Below are 18154 nucleotides of genomic sequence, written 5' to 3' on the forward strand. Positions count from 1 at the left end.
CGAGATGACGCCCATGAGTCCCCTTCCCTTATTGTTCCCTGGAGACTACCCCGTCTCCTATGGCTGGAATATAGACGCGCACCTGACGCCACGCAACAATTTTTCAGATTGAGGTACCATAAATCTCTACCCGAGATGCCAGATAAGTCTCCTCGTGAAGCGACACATCCATCCTGTTGATTTCTTTAACTCTTCTCATCTGAGACATGGTCTCTCGTGTCTGTTCGTCATCATCTCCTTCACCATCGTATGGGCGATGTTCAGGCACCCTGCAAAGATCGAGTCTGTGACGCAACCTGCTCCACCCATCGGACGAGAAGACGGCTGGTCAGTGGCACAACGCGTGGCTGGGCATCATCTGCTGGGAGATCTGGCGGCGGTGACGGACGGAAATACAGCTGCCAGCGGCTTGCCCGACGTCGAATTGCATGGCTTGATCTATTCCGATGAAAAGAGCGCTGCTTTGGCGATAGTCGAGGTCTCGGGGACGAGCGGCTACTTCAGGTTGGGTGACGCCCTCCCTGACGGCGAGGAAGTCACGGATGTGACACCGAGTTCCATCGAACTGAGAGTCGGCTCGACCAGCCGGGTCATAATCTTGGAACAGCGTTACGGCGGGCCCACCTCCGGGATCATGCTCGCCGGAGACCCCGATGTGCTCAACTCCCTACGCGGTCTTCAAGGTGGCGGCGGCGCCCCCAACTACGCACCTGTCCTCCGCCCCGTGTCGCTTCCACGCGGTGGATCGACCTTGTCGCGCTTGCGGGCCTTGCGACAACAATTGATAAAGCATTGAATACATCTAGACAGAAGTGGCGTTGTGGCTAAGCGTCACAGCCATTGCCCTCTCAGGCTAAGCGCCAGAGTGTGTAGTTAATCCGACTTTCGCGGTTTCGAGCCAGCCTGGTTTCCGGCTCGCCGCGGTGGCAGCGTCTCAAGCTTGCACCACTGGTAGGGATAGCTGCCTGCACCCACGTGCGCCTGGTAGACCGTGCATGCCTGGGGATCCAGCTGGAAACCGTAATGATCCAGTATCCGCTGGGCGGCCGACAACGAAGCGTCATTCAGGGACTGTGCGTCCGCGACGTCCTGATCGCGGGCCACGAGCACGCAACGGGCGCCCTGTTCCGTGGCGGCTTCCTGCACGTTGGCGTGGGTATGGGTCTTCTGCACGAGCCAGCGCAACACGCTGCAGCCTCTCGACCCCCGGGTGAGGCCAAGGTGCCTGGCGATGGCGTTCCTGCCGGCGATGTATCCGGCGACGCCCGCGACCATGTCGTTGTCCATGTAGGAACTGGGATGGCCGTCGACGACGGCATAAGTCTCGCCGCCGCGGGTGCGCACCAGCTCACGCAGGCGCTTTATGTACCCCGACGACTCGGGGAAGCTGTTGTGCACGCCGACGAAGGCGACCTCCGGCGGCAACACCGCCGGCAGCCAGCCATGCGGGACGGTCCCGGCCCCGCCCACGAGGATGGCGGTGGTGGATGCCGGCTCCGCCAACACCGGCACTTCAGCCTGCACCATCGGGGAAGACCAGTCCTCATGCCCCCAGCTGCGCACTCCCAGCAGGCCGACGACGATGGCGATGGACAAGGTCCACCCCGCGACCCGGCGGGCCTTGCCATATGGGAGGATGCGCATGAAGAGCAGATAAGCCGCCAGGGGGGCGACCAACTCTATGGTAACGATGTAGCGATAGATGCTGAAGACATGCATCCATAGCAGGAACCCGACCGCCACATAGGCCAGTATGCAAGTCTGCCGCGGATCCTTCTCGCCGGCCACGCCGTTCCGCCTTCCCCGCCAGGCCACCACCGCCCACCAAACGAAGAGCACGTAGAGCACCGACCATATGAGCTGAGGCAGATACAGCTGGCCGACCCGATGCGGATTGAAGGAGAAGATGAAAGGCCAGAGCAGATGCTCGGCCACTCCCTGGGGCAGCCAGTGGGCGTCGGTCACCACGATGCTCTTGGTGAGCGGGCCGGGGAAGGCGGCGCTGAACTGCGGGAACAACGGGTTGCCGTACCTGTGCCACATCTCGGCCAGCCAGAAGCCATCCAGCAGCGCGAACCCCAGCAGCATGCCCACGCCCAGCAGGCCGGCGAGCCGCATGCGCGCAGCCCATGCCAGGGGCAGCACCAGGAAACCGGTGCACAGGGCCGCTGCATAGGGCGCATTGGTGAGCTTGAGGCCCACACCCATGCCTGCGAGCACCCCGGCCAGCAGCAGCAAGGACATGCCGCGGCGGGACCATGCGATCAGGCTCTCCCAGCCCGCGACGACGGTGAAGAGCGCGCCGAGTTCGAGCAGCGCGCTGGTGTCGTCCCCCATGCTGTTGCCCAACTCGGACAGGAAGTTGGCGGTCAAGCAGCCGGCGGCAGCCAGGAGCAAGGGCACCCGCCGGCGATCCTCGGCCGGCAGTCCCGGGAGCGCCTTGCAGGCGATGCCGAGCAGCAGCACGAAGTTCAGCCCATGCAGGAAGCCCATGATGAATCCCGTGAGCGGACCCGGCAGGTGCATGAGCAGGCCGTAGTAGAAAAGATCCATCAGCGGGTTGAAGTAGCTCTGCATCCCTGCCGGCGCCAGGTCCACGTCCAGCCTGCCGTGCAGGAAGCTGTAGGGGTTGTACAGGTGGTAGTTGAAGAAATCGTAGTTGGTATCGGTGCCGAGCCATACCGATATGAGGCCGAACGCGATCGGCACGCACAGCGATGCGTGGAACAGGGCCCGCTCGCCGCTAAGGGCGCGGTTCATGGCCGCAGCTGCCGCTCTCATCAACTTCATGAAGGACCTGCCTGCATCGGATGGCATGGAGATGGGACGGTCATCCGCCGGGCGGCCGGAAGACCCAGAACTTGGAGGTGAGGAAGTTGACCATCAGGCCCGCGATCGAGCCGGCGGCGACGGCCACGGCCGGCAGCAGGCCGGTCTTCGGGAAGCTCGCGACGATCACGGTGTAACAGGCGTAGTTCACCGCTCCGCCGCCGAGCATGGCCGTTAGGTACCTGAACCACTCGGAGTGCAGGCGCAGGGTCCGCGTGGCGGAGAAGGTGTAGCGCCGGTTGAGTTGCCAGGTCACGGCCACGGCGACCAGGAACGAACATGCCCGCCCGGCGTAATAACCCAGGCCCGCCCAGAGTGCGGCATAGAGCACGGCCACATCCACCACGAATCCGATGCAGCCCGCCAACGCGAAGCGCAGGAACTGGCCGTACATCTAGCGGGCCTTGCCCGCCATGGGACCTGGCACCGCCAGATAGGCGAACCGCTTCGCCTCGATGCGGCCATGGGTCACGGTGTCCAGCACCAGGCCGCAGGCCAGCAGGATCACGCCCAGGAGGACGAGCCCGGTGCACAGCAAGGCGGTCGGCACACGCGGCACCAGCCCGGTCTCGAGATAGAACTGGAAGATGGGCACGGCCAGCGCCACCGCGGTGACGGTGCAGGCCGCGAACCCCAATGAGAAGAACGCCAAGGGGCGCTCTGACTTGAACAGGGTGATGATGGTGAGCAGGACCCGGAACCCGTCCCGCCAGGTATTGAGCTTGCTCACCGATCCTTCCTGCCTGGCCCCGTACCGGGTGGGCACCTCCATCACCGGCATGCGCAGCTGCAAGGCGTGGACGGTGAGCTCCGTCTCGATCTCGAAGCCGGCGGCGTTGGCGGGAAAAGACTTCGCGTAACGCCGGGAGAAGGCCCGGTAGCCGGACAGCATGTCGGTAAACGTGCTGCCGAACAGGAACCCGGTGAAGCGGGTGAGCAGGAGGTTGCCGAAGCGGTGTCCCATGCGATAGGCGGCCGCATCCTCGCTGACCCTGCTGCCCACCACCATGTCCAGCCCTTCGTCGCGCACTTTCCCGACGAGCGCTCCGGCCTTGCCGGCATCGTAGGTGCCGTCTCCATCCGCCATCAGGTAGACGTCGGCGTCCACGTCGGCGAACATCCGGCGCACCACGTTGCCCTTGCCCTTCAGCCGCACGCTCCGGACATCCGCGCCCGCCTCCCGGGCCACGCGAGCCGTGTCATCGGTGGAGGCGTTGTCGAAGACGAAGATGTCCGCCTTGGGTAAGGCTTCCTTGAAGGAACGCACGACCGAACTTATGGACGCCGCTTCGTTGTAGCAAGGCAGGATGACCGCGACGCGGCCGGGAGCTTCGTCATTCATGCGCGTGTCCTGAGGATCCCCGGCAAATATTATAGGGGGCCGCCGCCGCCATCTCTTCCGGGCCGTCGATATTTATCCGGGTGGCGGCATGCCGGCAGTCATGCTGGTCAGGGATCGGGTCTCCTGCCCGGATAGCACGCGCTGGGCGGCGCATCACCTTCCGGCGCCTGGATCATGGGTCCCTTCGCGTCCGGGTCCTGGACCACGTCGAACGTCAGGGTGAACTTCGCGAGCCTGCCGGCCTGCCACTGGATGTCGGTGAAGGCCATGGTCACGGCCATGCCCCGCAGCCGGAAGTGGCGCGCGGTGCTGTACTCGGGATAGTCCAGGCAGTCGCCCTGGAACTGGCGCGCCAGCACCCGGCCCCGGTTCCACCAGTCGTGGTCCTGCTCGGCATGGGTCTCGGTGGCCAAGAGGTTCACCAGGGTCACCGTGTCGCCCTTGAACGGGAACAGCGCGCACTGGAAGTCCCCCGAGAAGTGCATCTCGTAGTCGTCGGCGTAGTTGCCGCTGTGGCACTCGAACTTGTAGAGCGGCGTCTCCTTCGCACCCTTGAGGTACACGATGAACGGCGTGTCCCCATCCGGCTGCGCCGGGCGCAGGTAGGCATACTCTGCGTGCAACGGCTGGATCGGAGGCCAACCGGCAGCCGCTGCTGCGGCAGGCGGCAGCACGCGGGTCGCCACCGGATTGGTAAGCATGGGAAGACCGGCCCCGAGTCCGGCGAAGAGGTACGGCAGCATGCCCCGAGTATAGACCGGGGTGGCAACTCAGGCGGCGCGGAACAGCAGGGGCACGTAGTGGTCCAGGAGCAATGCGGCGAACAGGAGCGACAGGTACCAGATGGACCAGTGGAAGGTGCGCATCGGCAAGGTCTCATCATCCGTCTGCTTCAGGCGCCAGGCGTACCAGAGGAACACGCCGCCCAACACCAGCGCCGAGACCAGGTACAGGAAGCCGCTCATGCGGATGGCGAAGGGCAGGAGGCTAACCGCCAGCAGGAGCAGCGTGTAGAGCAGGATCTGCAGCTTGGTGTACTCCACGCCGTGGGTGACGGGCAGCATGGGGATGCCCACCTTGGCGTAGTCCTCGCGCCTATGGATCGCCAGCGCCCAGAAGTGCGGCGGCGTCCATATGAAGATGATGAGGAACAGCAGGAACGCGCCGGCCCCGGCGTGGCCGGTGACCGCGGTCCAGCCCAAGAGCGGCGGCGCGGCGCCGGCGGCGCCCCCGATGACGATGTTCTGGGGCGAGGCACGCTTCAGGAACACGGTGTAGATCACCGCATAGCCGATGAGGGAGATGAACGTGAGCACCGCCGTGAGGGTGTTCACCAGCGCCGTCAGGATAAGCATGGAGAGCATGGTGAGGGTGAGCGCGAACAGCACCACCTGCCGCTCCGTCACCTGCCCCGTCGGCAGCGGCCGATGGCGGGTGCGGAACATCACCGCGTCCACCTTCTGGTCCAGGAGGTGGTTCACCGCCGCGGCGCCGGAGGCCGCGAGGCCGATGCCGAGCGTGCCGAAGATGAGCTCGCTCAAGGGCGGCCAGCCGGGCACCGCCAGGAACATGCCCACCACCGCGGTGAAGACGATGAGCGACACGACCCTCGGTTTACCGAGTTCGTAGAAGTCTCGCCAAGTGGTGCCCGCTTCGCTCGCGCTCGTATTCATCTTTTGCCCGCGTTACGCTTTCGCTTCGCGAAAGCTGTCTATATACGCCTTCTGCAAAATACATCTGTATTTTGCAGACCGCCGAGCCCGGCGCATGTCCGGACTCGACGTCACGGCGCTTCCTGCGCCGTCCACTCTATTTCGCGTTAACTGACCAATTCAATGTCACGACTGCGCCCAGCAGCAGCGCCGCCACGCCATTGTGCAGGTCAGCCAGGGGCAGGGGCCAGCCGAACTTCACGAGGCTGATGCCGAGCGCGATCTGGGTGAGCAGCAGCGCGCCCACCAGGGCCGCCAGCCAGCGCAGCGCCGGGGCCCGCGCCCGCAGCATGAGGTCGAAGCTGGTGAAGCCCACCACCAGGAAGGTGACGAGCGCGCCCAGCCGGTGCATCACGTGGATGGCCATGCGCGCCGCATTGCCGAGGATGCCGCCCTGGTAGTCGGGCCCGAGGCCATGCCAGCTGAAGCCGGCGGCGAAGTCCATGCCTTCGGGCCAGAAGCTGCCCTGGCAGGTGGGGAAGTCCGGGCAGGCGATGGCTGCGTAGTTGCTGCTGACCCAGCCGCCCAGCGCGATCTGGCAGGCCAGCACCACGAGACTCAGGAGCGCGAGCCGGCGGAAGATCGGGCCAGATTCGGTGCCGTGCCTCAGCCAGCCGCCGCTCTGCAGCACCAAGAGCACCAGGAGCGCGAAGGTGGCGAGGCCGCCCAGGAGGTGGGCCGTGACCACCGGCGGGAACAGGAGCAGCGTCACCGTCCACATGCCGAGCAGCGCCTGGAACACCACCAGGCCCAGGAGCAGCGCCGGCAGGAGCTTGGGCTGCTCCGGGTCGCGGCGGCGCCAGAAGGCGAGCCCCGCCATCACCAGGATCAGCGTGGCCAGGCCTCCCACGAAATAACGGTGGATCATCTCCTTCCAGGCCCGCGCCGGCTCCAGCGGCCGCGCCGCGAGCATGGCCGGGTCCACTTCCGTGTGGCTCGGCACTGCCATGTGGCCGTAGCAGCCCGGCCAGTCCGGGCACCCCAAGCCCGCCTGCGACAAGCGTACGTAGGCACCCAGCATCACCACGCCGAAGGCGAGCACCGCAGCGGCGATGGCGATATACAAGAAATACTTTTTCATAACTTAAAAGGACTCCGGTCAAAAGCGTCGCGAGCGAAGGCAGGACGAGGCGCGCAAGGCGAGCACGAGGGAGCGTACTTTTGGCGTACGTGACCGAGTGCGAGTCCGAAGCGCAACAAAGTCATGCCGAGCGCAGCAGCTTTTGACATCAGCCTTCGCTCACGCCGAGCAGATGGCGGAGGTCCTGAAGGATATGCTTCGGGTCTTCGCTCAAGGGATAACGCAGCACCACGTAGCCCTTCGGGTCCACCAGGTACACGTACTTGGGTGCATCCGCCCCGTCGAAGGCGGCGAGCGCGGCGCGGCCGGTGCCGTCCACTGCCGTGAGGCCGGTGTCCTGCTTCGCTTCCGCGTCCGGCGCACCCGAGGCGAGATAGAGCCGCTGCACCTGCCGGCTGTTCTCACCGAGCGCGAGCTCGCTCACCTGCATCGCCTGCAGCGCGCCGCGGCAGTCCGCGCCGCAGCCAGCGCCGCCCACGTAGACGAGGGTGAGGTGGTGCAGGAAGTAGTCCGCCGGCAGCGGCAGGCCCGTGGCGTCCACCGGGCGCGGCGGCTGCACGAACTCGCCCTTGTTGGTGGTGCCGAGGTGCACCTTGTCCAGGTTCGCATACAGGAGCCAGGAGCCCAGCGCCGGCGCCAGGAACACCGCCAGCAGCACCAGCAGGACCCAGCGGTTCTTGTTCGCGGCCTTCTGTGTCTCGTCGTTCATGCCTGTCTCCTCGTGCGGCGCAGGTTCACCACCAGCCACACCGTGAACACCGCCAGGGCCAGCATCAGCCACTGGAACGCGTAACCCTGGTGCCGCGCGGGGGTGAGCCCCACGTCCAGCACCGCCTGCCGCGCGTAGCCGTCGGGCTGCGCGGGATCCAGCTTCAGCACCGGCGTCATGAGCCTGGGACCGTACAGGGTCAGGAGCGCGTGGCTGTCCGGATAGAACATGAGCTTGGGCCAGCCTGCCGCGGGGGATGCCGGTGTCCCCAGCTTGATGCCCGGCACCGGCAGCGTGCCGATGCTGGCCTCGATGCGGCGCGGCGCCGTGCTTACGGCGACGTCCGGCGCCCTGCCCTGGGTGTCCGCCGGCACCCAACCCCGATCCACCATCGCGATCACTTGGCCCTGCATCAGGAACGGCGTCAGCACCTCGTAGCCGACTCCTGCGTCGCGGGGAATGTCCTGCAGCAACACCTGGCGCGCGCTGTCGTAGCTCCCGGTGGCGCTGACCTTGAGGTAGGCCGGGAAGCTCTCGAGCGTGGGATCCGCCAGCAGCGCATCCAGCGATACCGGTGGGCGCTTCGCCTGCTCTGCATAGCCCGCCAGGAGCTCGCGCTTGTACTCGCCCCGCTGCCACTGCCACCAGGACAGGCGCAGGAACAGGGCGCAGAGGACCAGCATGGCCAGGGTCGGCCACAGGCCCGGACGGAAGGATTTGCCGAGGCTCAGGCGCAAGTGCTAACGTGCCCCGCTGCCGCGGAGAACACCATGCTGCCACGCCTCATCATCGTCGCCATCCTGCTTGCCATCCTCGCCAGCCTGTTCTCGGGCATGTACTTCATGCTGAAGGACCGGGGCCAGTCCCAGCGCAACGTGAAGGCGCTCTCGATCCGCATCGGCCTGTCGCTGCTCTTGTTCGCCCTGCTCATCGCCGCGTACTTCATGGGCTGGATCCAGCCTAATTCGGTGCATCCTTAGAAAAAGAAGCGCCGCGTTTTGAGGCGCGGCGCTTCTTGTTGTCTTTCCGCTGTATCGCTTAGAGCCAGTACACGAAGATGTACAGGCCCAACCACACCACGTCCACGAAGTGCCAGTACCAGCTCACCGCCTCGAACGCGAAGTGGTGGTGCGGCTCGAAGTGGCCGCGCATGGAACGGCCCAGGATCACCGTCAGCATGATGGCGCCGATGGTGACGTGCAGGCCGTGGAAGCCGGTCAGCATGAAGAAGGTCGAGCCGTAGATACCCGAACCCAGGGTCAGGTTCTGCTTGTTGTAGGCATCGATGTACTCGTGCGCCTGCATGAACACGAAGGTGAAGCCCAGCAGCACCGTGAACAGCAGGAACAGCTTGAGCTTGCCGCGCTGGCCGGCCTTGAGGCCCCAGTGGGCGATGGTCACGGTCAGGCCCGAGGTGAGCAGGATGGCGGTGTTGAGCGCCGGGATGCCGAGCGCCTCCATGGCCTTGAACGCGCCGCCGACGCCGGCGGGGCCGTTGGTGGGCCAAGCCGGCTCGTAGCCGTGCCACAGCAGGAGGTTGGTGAAGAGGTTCTTGCCCACGCCGCCGAGCCAGGGCAGCGAGAACTGCCGGGCGTAGAACAGCGCGCCGAAGAAGGCGGCGAAGAACATGACCTCGGAGAAGATGAACCAGGTCATGCCCCAGCGGAAGGAGCGGTCCACCTGCTCGTTGTAGGCGCCGCCCTCGCTCTCGCGGATCACGGTGCCGAACCAGCCGAACATCATCACCAGGATGATGAGCAGGCCCACCGGGAACAGCATCTCGCCGAACGCCACGTCCTCCATCCACAGCGCCGCGCCCGCCAGCGTGGTGAACAGGCCGATGGAGCCGACGATCGGCCAATGGCTGCCGTGCGGCACGTAGTAGTGGCTCTTGTCATAGCCGGCGGTGACATGGACTGACATGGCGTCTTCCTTCTCTGGTTACGCCCCGGGCGCGTGCCCGGGCGTCACGTTGTAATACGTATAGGAGATGGTCACGGTGCCGATGTCCTTGGGCAGCGCCGGGTCGATGTAGAAACGCACCGGCATGTGCCTGGACTCATGGGGCCCGAAACTCTCCTTGCTGAAACAGAAACACTCCGTCTTGTGCACGTACTTGGCCGCCTCGCCCGGGGCGTAGGTGGCCACCGCCTGGGCCGTCACGTCCGCGCCGCTGCGGTTCTCGGCGTAGAACGAGGCCCCGTACAGCTCGCCCGGGTGCACCTCGAGCGCGCCCGCGTCCGGGTGGAACTCGAACGGCAGCTTGCTGTTCACCGTGGACAGGAACTGCACCTTCACGCTGCGTCCCTCGTCCACCTCGCCGGCGTAGGCCGACGCCACCGTCTCCACGCCCCGCCCGTTCAATCCCGTCAGCCGGCACACCACGTTGTAGAGCGGCACCAGCGCGAAGCCGAAGGCGAACATGCCGGCCAGCATCCCGCCCAGGCTCAGCAGCAGCTTGCGGTGGCGCCGGGGCGAGGCGCTCACGGGCCGCGCTGCCCCATCACGACCATGATGCCCACGTAGAACGCCAGCGCCACCAGCGCCAGGAGCACCGCGTTACGCACCACCTTCTTACGCTCCGGCGTCATGGTCCCGTCCGCTCAGTCCCGGTAAGGATGCGTCCAGATCTCGGCATCCGGCGGCGTGGTGAAGCTGTGGTACGGGGGCGGCGAGGACAGGTGCCACTCGAGGCCCTTGGCGCCATCCCACGGCTTGGCGGGCGCCTTCGCGCCGCCGCGGATGCAGCTGATCACCACGTACAGGAAGATGAGCTGCGAGGCGCCGAACATGAAGCCGCCGATGGACGACAGCATGTTGAGGTCCGTGAACTGCACCGGGTAATCCGGGATGCGGCGCGGCATGCCGGCCAGGCCCAGGAAGTGCTGCGGGAAGAACAGCACGTTGACCCAGATCGCGCTCATCCAGAAATGCCACTTGCCGAGCGTCTCGTTGTACATGTGGCCGGTCCACTTGGGCAGCCAGTAGTAGGCCGCGCCCATGATGGCGAAGGCCGCGCCGGTCACCAGCACGTAGTGGAAGTGCGCCACCACGAAGTAGCTGTCCTGGTACTGGAAGTCCACCGGCACGATGGCGCACATCACGCCGGAGAAGCCGCCGATGGTGAACAGGAACAGGAACGCCAGCGCGAACAGCATCGGCGTCTCGAAGGTCAGGGAACCCTTCCACAGCGTGGCGGTCCAGTTGAACACCTTCACGCCGGTCGGCACCGCGATGAGCATGGTGGTGAACATGAAGAACAGCTCGCCGGCGAGCGGCATGCCCACCGTGAACATGTGGTGCGCCCACACGATGAACGAGAGGAACGCGATCGAGGCCACTGCGTACACCATGGACTCGTAGCCGAACAGCGGCTTGCGCGCGAAGGTCGGGATGATCTCCGAGACGATGCCGAAGGCCGGCAGGATCATGATGTAGACCTCGGGGTGCCCGAAGAACCAGAAGATGTGCTGGAACATCACCGGGTCGCCGCCGCCGGCGGCGCTGAAGAAGCTGGTGCCGAAGTACTTGTCGGTGAGCAGCATGGTCACCGCACCGGCCAGCACCGGCATCACCGCGATCAGCAGGTAGGCGGTGATGAACCAGGACCACACGAACAGCGGCATCTTCAGCAGCGTCATCTTGGGCGCGCGCAGGTTGAGGATGGTCACCACGATGTTGATGGCGCCCATCACCGAGCTGATGCCCATCATGTGCACGGCGAAGATCACGAACGGGAAGCCGGTGCCGAGCTGCAGGGAGAGCGGCGGGTACAGGGTCCAGCCGCCGGCCGGGCCGCCGCCGGGCATCAGCAGCGTGCCGAGCAGCAGGGTGAAGGCGAACGGCAGGATCCAGAAGCTCCAGTTGTTCATGCGCGGCAGCGCCATGTCCGGCGCGCCGATCATGATCGGGATCATCCAGTTCGCCAGGCCCACGAACGCCGGCATGATCGCACCGAAGATCATCACCAGCGCGTGCATGGTGGTCATCTCGTTGAAGAACATGGGGTCCACGAGCTGCATGCCGGGCTTGAACAGCTCGGCGCGGATCACCATGGCGAAGCTGCCGCCGACGAAGAACATGAACAGGCTGAACAGGAGGTACAGCGTGCCGATGTCCTTGTGGTTGGTGGTCGTCACCCAGCGCCACAGGCCGCTCGGGTGGTGCTCGCCATGGGTGTCGTGGGCGGTGGAAACTGCGCTCATGTGCTTCTCTCCGGATCCGTATGTTTCAGCGTGCGGCCTTGACGTCATCCGGCCTCACCAGGTCGCCCTTGTGGTTGCCGAATGAGTTGCGCTCGAAGGTGATCACCGCGGCCAGGTCCGCGTCGCTCAGCATGTTCTGCCACGCGGGCATGATGCCCTTGCCCTTCATGACGGTCTGCAGGTGCAGGGCCAGCGGGCCGTTCGCGATGGGGCTGCCCGCGATGGGCTTGGCGCCCAGCGCCGGGTTGCCCTTGCCGTCCGGCATGTGGCAGCTGGCGCAGTTCGCGGCGTAGACCTGCTTGCCCTTGTCCATGGCGGTGGCCATATCCCAGGCCGGGGCCGGAGGCGCCGCGGGCGTCCTGGCGGGGGCCTTGTCCAGCACCGGAGTCGAGACGGTGGTGCCGGCGGGCACCGGCGCGCCGGCCGGGGTGCCCATCACGTCGTTGTAGCTGGTGGCGCCGAACACCACCGGGCTGCCGTTGTCCTCGAGGGAGCCGTCATAGGGGCTCACGTACTTGCCACCGGCGGCCTTCATGGCGCCGACCCACTTGGCGTAGTCCTCGGGGGACTTGGCCACCACCACGATCGGCATGAAGCCGTGCCAGCGGCCGCAGAGCTCGGCGCAGGCGCCGCGGTACACGCCGGGCTCCTCCACCTTGATCCAGGTGAGGTTCACGAAGCCGGGGTTCGCATCGGTCTTGCCGCCGAAGTCCGGCATCCACCAGGAGTGGATCACGTCGTCGGAGGTGAGCAGCAGGCGGATCTTCTCGCCGGTCGGCACCACCAGCGGGTGGTCCACGTCGCGCAGGTAGTTGTCGACGCTCTTCGGGTCGATGCCGGAATCGAGCTGGCTCGCCTCGTCGCTGGTCTTGGCCAGCATGCTGAAGAAGCTGAAGCCGTCCTGCAGGTAGTCGTACTGCCACTTCCACTGGTAGCCGGTGATCTTGATGCTCATGTCCGGGTCGCTGGCGTCGGCCATGCGCACCAGGGTCTTGGCGGCGGGGATCGCCATCGCCACCAGGATGATCACCGGCACGATGGTCCAGGCGATCTCGAGGAAGGTGCTGTCGTGGAAGTTGGCGGCCTGGGCGCCCTTGGACCTGCGGAACTTGAACAGCGCGATGATCATCACGCCGAACACCACCACGCCGATGCCCACGCACCAGTAGAACACCATCATGTGGAGGCCGTAGACCTCGTGGCTGGTCGGCGTCACGCCGACCGGGGTGTTGTAGAGGCTGTCAGCCGGCTGGGCTTGGGCGAGGCCGGCGGCGAGGCCGAGCCCGAGGAGGATGGCGGCGCGGGCCGCGTTCTTGATTGTGTGGAAACCCATGCGATCGTCACTCCTGCTGGCTGTCTCGCGGCCCGGTGGTGGCGCCGTCTTGCGATGGCTTGCGGTGCGCGGGGCGGATTCGGTCGGCGCGACGTGCGCCGCGGCGTCCCCAAGGCCCTTCTCCCCGTGCCGGAACCCCGTCCGGGCAAGGCCCGGAGCCGGGAAAATCAGGCGCCGTATGCTACCGCATGGCCCACGGGGGGTGCAACGGAAAGCCCGCGCGGAAGCCCATGTTTTCCCGGCGATTTGCCGCTTTTCTGCGCGCTCAGGCGAGCGCTTCGCAGGCCCTGGCGAGCGCCGCGGCGGCGTCCTCGGCGCGCGCTTTCGGCGCATACGGGAGCTGACCCAGGAGGGGCGCTCCGAGTCCCGCCGCGAGCGTGGCGAGGTTCGCCTCCGGCCGCTGGAAATGGGAATCAATGGCGTTCGCCACCCAGCCGGCGAGTTCCAGCCCGTCGGCGCGCAGCGCCCGCGCCGTCAGGAATGCATGGTTGAGGCACCCTAAGCGCAACCCCACCACCAGCACCACAGGCAGTTCGAGCTCGCGGGCGAGGTCGGGCAGTTCCAACGTGCCGGAGAGGGGCACCTGCCAGCCGCCCACCCCTTCCACCACCACCGCGTCGGCACCCCGGCAGAGTTCCCGGTAGGCATCCCGCAAGGGCTCCAGCGCGATCTCCACGCCCGCCTCCCGTGCCGCGAGATGTGGCGCCACCGGCGGCGCGAAGCAATAGGGGTTCACGAGTTCATAGGGCCGCTTGAGGGAAGCGGCGGACCGGAGCGCGAGGGCATCCTCGTTGCGCAGGCCTTCCGGCGTCATTTCCGCGCCGCTGGCCACGGGCTTCATGCCCACGGTCTTGAGTCCCGACGCCGCGAGCGCCTTGAGCAGGCCCGCGCTCACGCGGGTCTTGCCCATGCCGGTGTCGGTCCCGGTGACGAAGAAGCCCTTGATTGAGCCCGCGCCGCTCACGGCTTCCTGCCTCCCGCGGCATTAGCACGTCCCTGTGCGTCGCCCTTCAGCGCCGCGGTGGGCATGAACTTGGGCGCCCAGGCGGTGCCGTACACCACTTCATAGGTGGCGGGCAGGCGTCCCTCGTGTCGGAACTTCTCGTAGGCCGCGCCGAAGGCGGCGAGCCGGCCGCGGCCCATGAGTCCGCGCCGGCGCCCCCCGGTGACGTTGTGGGCGCCGATGGCCTTGAGGTCGCGCATCAGGCCGCGCGCGTCTTCATAGGTGAGCAGCATGTGCTCCACGTCCATCACCGGTTCCACGAAACCGGCTCGGATGAGCGCGTCGCCCACATCGTGCATGTCCAGGAAGCGGTTCACGTGGTTGAAGCCGTCCACCGCGCTCCAGGCCGCGCGCAGTTCCTTGAGCGTGTCGGGACCGAGGGTGCTGAAGAGCAAGAGGCCATGGGGCTTGAGCAGGCGCCGCCATTCCAGGAGCGTCCTGTCCAGGTCCTCGCACCACTGCAGCAGCAAGCTCGCGTACACGAGGTCGCAGCTCGCATCCGGCAGCGGCACATCCGAGGCCTCGGCACAGAGATAACGCGCCTTCTTCCCGAACCAAGGCTGGTGGGACTCCGCCACGGCGATCATTCCGGGGGCGAGATCCACTCCGACGACTTCTGCCTTCGGGTAGCGCTTCAGCAGTTGCCGGGTGGGCCGGCCGGTGCCGCAGCCCACGTCCAGCACCCGCGCAGGCGTGAGGGTGGTGAGGTCGAGCCGCTCCAGCAGCCGCTCGCTCACTTCCTTCTGCAGGAAGGCGGCGGCGTCGTAGTCGCGGGCCGCGCGGTCGAAGGACGCGCCGACGCGGCCGGTCTCCAGGGAGAACTCGTCCGCCGCGCTCATGCGGCCGCCTTCAGCTTGTGCACGAAGTCCAGCAGCGATTCGCTGAACGCATCCGCGTGCGAGAGGAAGGGAGCATGGGCGCTCTTGGGGAACACCTCCAGCCGCGCGCCGGGGATGTGCTCCGCCATGTATTCGCCGGCGGCCGCGGGCGTGAGCCGGTCATAACCGCCCGCGATCACCAGCGTCGGCAGGTCCACGTCCCTGAGCTTCGGACGAAGGTCCGAGTCCCCCAATATCTGAAGGCCCGTGGCGAGGCTCGCGGTATCCGGTTCGCCATGGGCGAACAGCGCGTCCCGAAGCTGGCGCAACGAGGCACGGGCGGCTTCGTCACCCCGGACCTGGAGTGACAGGAAGCGCTGCAGCGTCTCCTTGTAGTCCTGCGCCAGGCCGGTGGCGAACTCCTGCAGCAGTTCGGGCGGCATGGCGAGGAGCCAGTCTTCCGTGGCGACGAAACGCGGCGTGGTATTCACGAGCACGAGACCCCGCAGGCGCTGGGGCATACGCAACGCCGCTTCCAGGGCCACGAGGCCGCCGAGCGACCAGCCCAGCACCACCGCGCCCGGCGGCACCGGCGCCATGGTCTGCAGCGTGAGTTCCGTCAGGGAATGAGGCATGGGCACGTGGCGGCTGCGGCCGTGACCCGGCAGGTCCAGGCGCGTGACGCGCAGATGAGGGGTGAGCCTGGGCATGAGCGTGTCCCACACGCCGCCGTGCAGGCCCCAGCCGTGCAGCAGCAGGAGGTCCGGCCCTTGCCCCTGCGTCTCCATATAGAGAGCCGGGCTCATGTGCTCGCCGCCTTCAATGCTTCCAGCAAGCGATCCACCTGAGCCTGGGTGTGGGCGGCAGTGAGGGTGATGCGCAGGCGCGCCGTGCCGGTGGGCACCGTGGGCGGGCGGATCGCCGCCACCAGCAAACCCCGCTCCTTGAGCCGCGTGGAAAGCTCGAGTGCCCTGTCCGGCTCGCCCACCACCAGGGGCTGGATGGGCGTGGTGGATTCCATGAGCTTGAGGCCGAGATCGGAAGCGCCGTCGCGGAAGCGCGCGATCAACTCATTCAAGTGATCCCTCCGCCAAGTCTCGGTCGCGACGAGCTTCAAGGCAGCACGGTTCGCCTCCGCGAGGGCCGCGGGGGTGGCGGTCGTATATATATAAGTGCGCGCGCCCTGGATCAGGCTCTCCACCAGCACCTCGCTGCCTGCCACGAAGGCGCCGAAGCAGCCGCAGGCCTTGCCCAGGGTCGCCATGTATACCGGCACTTCCGCGGGACCGAGGCCGTGGTGCTCCAGGCTGCCGCGCCCGCCGGCACCGATGACGCCGAAGCCATGGGCGTCGTCCACGGCGAGATGCGCGCCGTGCCGGTCCGCGGCCTTCGCCAGCGCCGGCAGCGGCGCCACGTCGCCGTCCATGCTGAACACGCCGTCCGTGAGGACCAGCGTGCGGCCCTTGCCCTCCTCCAGCTCACGCTCGAGCGAGACGGCGTTGCCGTGGGCGTAGCGGGAGAACGCCGCGCCCGAGAGCAGGCCGGCATCCAGCATGGAGGCGTGGTTCAGGCGGTCCTCGAACACCCGGTCGCCGCGGCCCACGAGGGCGCAGGCGATGCCGAGGTTCGCCATGTAGCCGCTGGAGAAGAGCAGCGCCCGCGGCCGGCCGCAGAACGAGGCCAGCTCCTCTTCGAGCGCGTGGTGGGCGGTGCTGTGGCCGGTGACGAGGTGGGCGGCGCCGGAACCGGTGCCGTAGCGGTCCAGCCCGCGCTTGGCGGCTTCCGCGAGGCGCGGGTCGGCGGCGAGCCCCAGGTAGTCGTTGCTGGAGAAGTTCAGAAGCGGCCGGCCGTCGGCCGTGAGCTCCGGTCCCTGCGGCCCTTCGATGAGCCGCCGCAGGCGGTAGAGGGACTTCTGCTTCAGCGCCTCGAGTTCAGGAGCCAGCAGCTCATCGAGTCGCTGCGACGCGTCCATGCTCGTCCGCGGTGATGTCCAGGTGCGCGGTGCCGCTCCGCTCCTTCAGCTCCTCGGGCTTGATGCCGAGCCGCGCGAACAGCGCGCGGTCCTTCTCCATGTCCGGGTTGCCGGTGGTCAGGAGCTTCTCACCGTAGAAGATGGAGTTCGCGCCGGCTAAGAACGCCAGCGCCTGCATCTCGTCGTGCATCTCGCTGCGGCCGGCGGACAGGCGCACGTGGGCCTTGGGCATGAGGATGCGCGCCACCGCTATGACACGGATGAAATCGAACGGATCGATGGGCTCGGTGCCGTCGAGCGGCGTGCCCTCCACCTGCACCAGCTGGTTGATGGGCACGCTCTCCGGGTGCTCCGGCAGCGTGGCCAGCGTGTGCAGCATCTTGGCGCGGTCTTCCTTCTGCTCGCCCATGCCGACGATACCGCCGCAACAGACGTGCATGCCCGCCTCGCGCACGTTCTCGAGCGTGTCGAGCCGGTCCTGGAAGCTGCGGGTGGAGATGATGTCCTTGTAGTACTCGGCGGAGGTGTCGATGTTGTGGTTGTAGTAGTCGAGCCCCGCGTCCGCGAGCTTCTGCGCCTGCCCGCGGGTCAGCATGCCCAGCGTGCAGCAGGTCTCCATGCCTAAGCTCCGCACGCCCTTGATCATGCCGGCAATCTGGTCGAGATCCTTGTCCTTCGGCGAGCGGTAGGCGGCGCCCATGCAGAAGCGCGTGGCGCCGGCGTCGCGGGCGATCTTCGCCTTCGCCACCACGTCGTCCACGCACATCAGCTTCTCGGCCTTGAGACCGGTGTCGTAGCGCGCGCTCTGGGGGCAGTAGGCGCAATCCTCCGGACAGGCGCCGGTCTTGATGGAGAGCAGGGTCGAGACCTGCACCGTGTTCGGCTCGAAGTGGCGGCGGTGCACCGACTGGGCGCGGAACAATAGGTCATTGAAAGGAAGGGCAAACAGCCCCTGCACCTCGGCCAAGGTCCAGTCGTTGCGGACATCCGGCGCGGTGGGCATGACGGCTGACATAGGCTTGTGCCTCTGGCGGTGCGTGGAGGGCGCCAGTGTAGTGGCTCGCCGTCAACTTTTGAATGTATCTGAAGTTTACGGGTGGCGATAATTAGCGCTAATCGAAGATAACATATAAATATTAGTTAAAACAAT

General features: G+C 66.5%; 19 protein-coding genes. 2 read left to right on the forward strand and 17 right to left on the reverse strand.

Translation table 11 applies throughout. The features are described from left to right. Positions 1 to 154 precede the first annotated feature (154 nt). Positions 155 to 796 (forward strand): type II secretion system protein N, encoded by a 642-nt coding sequence (locus VF651_01180; protein ID HEX7964301.1) that lies wholly within the window; start codon positions 155 to 157, stop codon positions 794 to 796. A gap of 77 nt (positions 797 to 873) precedes the next feature. Here VF651_01180 and VF651_01185 read toward each other — a convergent pair whose 3' ends face one another. The 8 genes from VF651_01185 to VF651_01220 form a co-directional block, all read right to left on the reverse strand. Then, entirely contained in the window at positions 874 to 2760 is a 1887-nt protein-coding gene (locus VF651_01185) for a hypothetical protein (GenBank protein ID HEX7964302.1), read from the reverse strand. 70 nt (positions 2761 to 2830) lie between these two features. Continuing rightward, positions 2831 to 3223, reverse strand: coding sequence for a GtrA family protein (locus tag VF651_01190; protein HEX7964303.1), 393 nt, complete (start codon positions 3221 to 3223; stop codon positions 2831 to 2833). Beyond that, positions 3224 to 4171: a glycosyltransferase gene (locus VF651_01195; GenBank protein HEX7964304.1), complete on the reverse strand. Its 948-nt coding sequence runs from the start codon at positions 4169 to 4171 to the stop codon at positions 3224 to 3226. It lies immediately after the preceding gene. Positions 4172 to 4278: 107 nt separating this feature from the next. Beyond that, positions 4279 to 4872 (reverse strand): hypothetical protein, encoded by a 594-nt coding sequence (locus VF651_01200; protein ID HEX7964305.1) that lies wholly within the window; start codon positions 4870 to 4872, stop codon positions 4279 to 4281. 69 nt (positions 4873 to 4941) lie between these two features. Then, complete coding sequence (locus tag VF651_01205; protein HEX7964306.1) at positions 4942 to 5844, reverse strand: heme o synthase; 903 nt, start codon at positions 5842 to 5844, stop codon at positions 4942 to 4944. Positions 5845 to 5980: 136 nt separating this feature from the next. Beyond that, positions 5981 to 6964, reverse strand: a complete 984-nt coding sequence (locus VF651_01210; GenBank protein ID HEX7964307.1) for a COX15/CtaA family protein — start codon at positions 6962 to 6964, stop codon at positions 5981 to 5983. 148 nt (positions 6965 to 7112) lie between these two features. Next, positions 7113 to 7673: a hypothetical protein gene (locus VF651_01215; GenBank protein HEX7964308.1), complete on the reverse strand. Its 561-nt coding sequence runs from the start codon at positions 7671 to 7673 to the stop codon at positions 7113 to 7115. After that, positions 7670 to 8410 (reverse strand): SURF1 family protein, encoded by a 741-nt coding sequence (locus VF651_01220; protein HEX7964309.1) that lies wholly within the window; start codon positions 8408 to 8410, stop codon positions 7670 to 7672. The genes VF651_01215 and VF651_01220 overlap by 4 nt, the downstream gene beginning before the upstream one ends. Before the next feature lie 33 nt (positions 8411 to 8443). Between VF651_01220 and VF651_01225 the strand changes: the two genes are divergently transcribed. Further along, complete coding sequence (locus tag VF651_01225) at positions 8444 to 8653, forward strand: twin transmembrane helix small protein (protein HEX7964310.1); 210 nt, start codon at positions 8444 to 8446, stop codon at positions 8651 to 8653. A gap of 58 nt (positions 8654 to 8711) precedes the next feature. On the opposite strand, the gene VF651_01230 is transcribed toward VF651_01225, so the two are convergent. The 9 genes from VF651_01230 to bioB form a co-directional block, all read right to left on the reverse strand. Beyond that, positions 8712 to 9596, reverse strand: a complete 885-nt coding sequence (locus tag VF651_01230; GenBank protein ID HEX7964311.1) for a cytochrome c oxidase subunit 3 — start codon at positions 9594 to 9596, stop codon at positions 8712 to 8714. 18 nt (positions 9597 to 9614) lie between these two features. Continuing rightward, a complete protein-coding gene (locus VF651_01235; GenBank protein ID HEX7964312.1) occupies positions 9615 to 10160 on the reverse strand; it encodes a cytochrome c oxidase assembly protein in 546 nt (181 codons plus the stop codon). 116 nt (positions 10161 to 10276) lie between these two features. Continuing rightward, positions 10277 to 11878, reverse strand: a complete 1602-nt coding sequence (gene ctaD / locus VF651_01240; protein HEX7964313.1) for a cytochrome c oxidase subunit I — start codon at positions 11876 to 11878, stop codon at positions 10277 to 10279. 25 nt (positions 11879 to 11903) lie between these two features. Further along, on the reverse strand, positions 11904 to 13211 hold the full coding sequence (gene coxB / locus VF651_01245; GenBank protein ID HEX7964314.1) for a cytochrome c oxidase subunit II: 1308 nt from the start codon (positions 13209 to 13211) through the stop codon (positions 11904 to 11906). Between the two features lie 265 nt (positions 13212 to 13476). Then, the gene (gene bioD / locus VF651_01250) at positions 13477 to 14175 is read right to left on the reverse strand and encodes a dethiobiotin synthase (GenBank protein ID HEX7964315.1); all 699 of its coding nucleotides are present in this window, start codon (positions 14173 to 14175) and stop codon (positions 13477 to 13479) included. Beyond that, positions 14172 to 15053 carry a malonyl-ACP O-methyltransferase BioC gene (gene bioC, locus VF651_01255; GenBank protein HEX7964316.1) on the reverse strand — a complete coding sequence of 294 codons (882 nt, stop codon included), beginning with the start codon at positions 15051 to 15053 and terminating at the stop codon, positions 14172 to 14174. The genes bioD and bioC overlap by 4 nt, the downstream gene beginning before the upstream one ends. Then, entirely contained in the window at positions 15050 to 15838 is a 789-nt protein-coding gene (bioH, locus tag VF651_01260) for a pimeloyl-ACP methyl ester esterase BioH (GenBank protein HEX7964317.1), read from the reverse strand. The genes bioC and bioH overlap by 4 nt, the downstream gene beginning before the upstream one ends. Next, the gene (bioF, locus tag VF651_01265) at positions 15835 to 17004 is read right to left on the reverse strand and encodes an 8-amino-7-oxononanoate synthase (GenBank protein ID HEX7964318.1); all 1170 of its coding nucleotides are present in this window, start codon (positions 17002 to 17004) and stop codon (positions 15835 to 15837) included. Before bioF ends, bioH begins: the two co-directional genes overlap by 4 nt. Continuing rightward, the gene (bioB, locus tag VF651_01270; GenBank protein HEX7964319.1) at positions 16979 to 18019 is read right to left on the reverse strand and encodes a biotin synthase BioB; all 1041 of its coding nucleotides are present in this window, start codon (positions 18017 to 18019) and stop codon (positions 16979 to 16981) included. Before bioB ends, bioF begins: the two co-directional genes overlap by 26 nt. Between the last annotated feature and the right edge of the window lie 135 nt (positions 18020 to 18154).

The organism is Gammaproteobacteria bacterium (assembly GCA_036383255.1).
Taxonomy (GTDB): Bacteria; Pseudomonadota; Gammaproteobacteria; order Natronospirales; family REEB76; genus DASUBN01.

Coding starts and splice junctions, on each gene's coding strand:
- VF651_01185 (HEX7964302.1), bottom strand. CDS start 2,760: ATGAACCGCGCCCTTAGCGGCGAGCGGGCCCTGTTCCACGCATCGCTG.
- VF651_01190 (HEX7964303.1), bottom strand. CDS start 3,223: ATGTACGGCCAGTTCCTGCGCTTCGCGTTGGCGGGCTGCATCGGATTC.
- VF651_01195 (HEX7964304.1), bottom strand. CDS start 4,171: ATGAATGACGAAGCTCCCGGCCGCGTCGCGGTCATCCTGCCTTGCTAC.
- VF651_01200 (HEX7964305.1), bottom strand. CDS start 4,872: ATGCTTACCAATCCGGTGGCGACCCGCGTGCTGCCGCCTGCCGCAGCA.
- VF651_01205 (HEX7964306.1), bottom strand. CDS start 5,844: ATGAATACGAGCGCGAGCGAAGCGGGCACCACTTGGCGAGACTTCTAC.
- VF651_01210 (HEX7964307.1), bottom strand. CDS start 6,964: ATGAAAAAGTATTTCTTGTATATCGCCATCGCCGCTGCGGTGCTCGCC.
- VF651_01215 (HEX7964308.1), bottom strand. CDS start 7,673: ATGAACGACGAGACACAGAAGGCCGCGAACAAGAACCGCTGGGTCCTG.
- VF651_01225 (HEX7964310.1), top strand. CDS start 8,444: ATGCTGCCACGCCTCATCATCGTCGCCATCCTGCTTGCCATCCTCGCC.
- VF651_01230 (HEX7964311.1), bottom strand. CDS start 9,596: ATGTCAGTCCATGTCACCGCCGGCTATGACAAGAGCCACTACTACGTG.
- ctaD (HEX7964313.1), bottom strand. CDS start 11,878: ATGAGCGCAGTTTCCACCGCCCACGACACCCATGGCGAGCACCACCCG.
- coxB (HEX7964314.1), bottom strand. CDS start 13,211: ATGGGTTTCCACACAATCAAGAACGCGGCCCGCGCCGCCATCCTCCTC.
- bioC (HEX7964316.1), bottom strand. CDS start 15,053: ATGAGCGCGGCGGACGAGTTCTCCCTGGAGACCGGCCGCGTCGGCGCG.
- bioH (HEX7964317.1), bottom strand. CDS start 15,838: ATGAGCCCGGCTCTCTATATGGAGACGCAGGGGCAAGGGCCGGACCTC.
- bioF (HEX7964318.1), bottom strand. CDS start 17,004: ATGGACGCGTCGCAGCGACTCGATGAGCTGCTGGCTCCTGAACTCGAG.
- bioB (HEX7964319.1), bottom strand. CDS start 18,019: ATGTCAGCCGTCATGCCCACCGCGCCGGATGTCCGCAACGACTGGACC.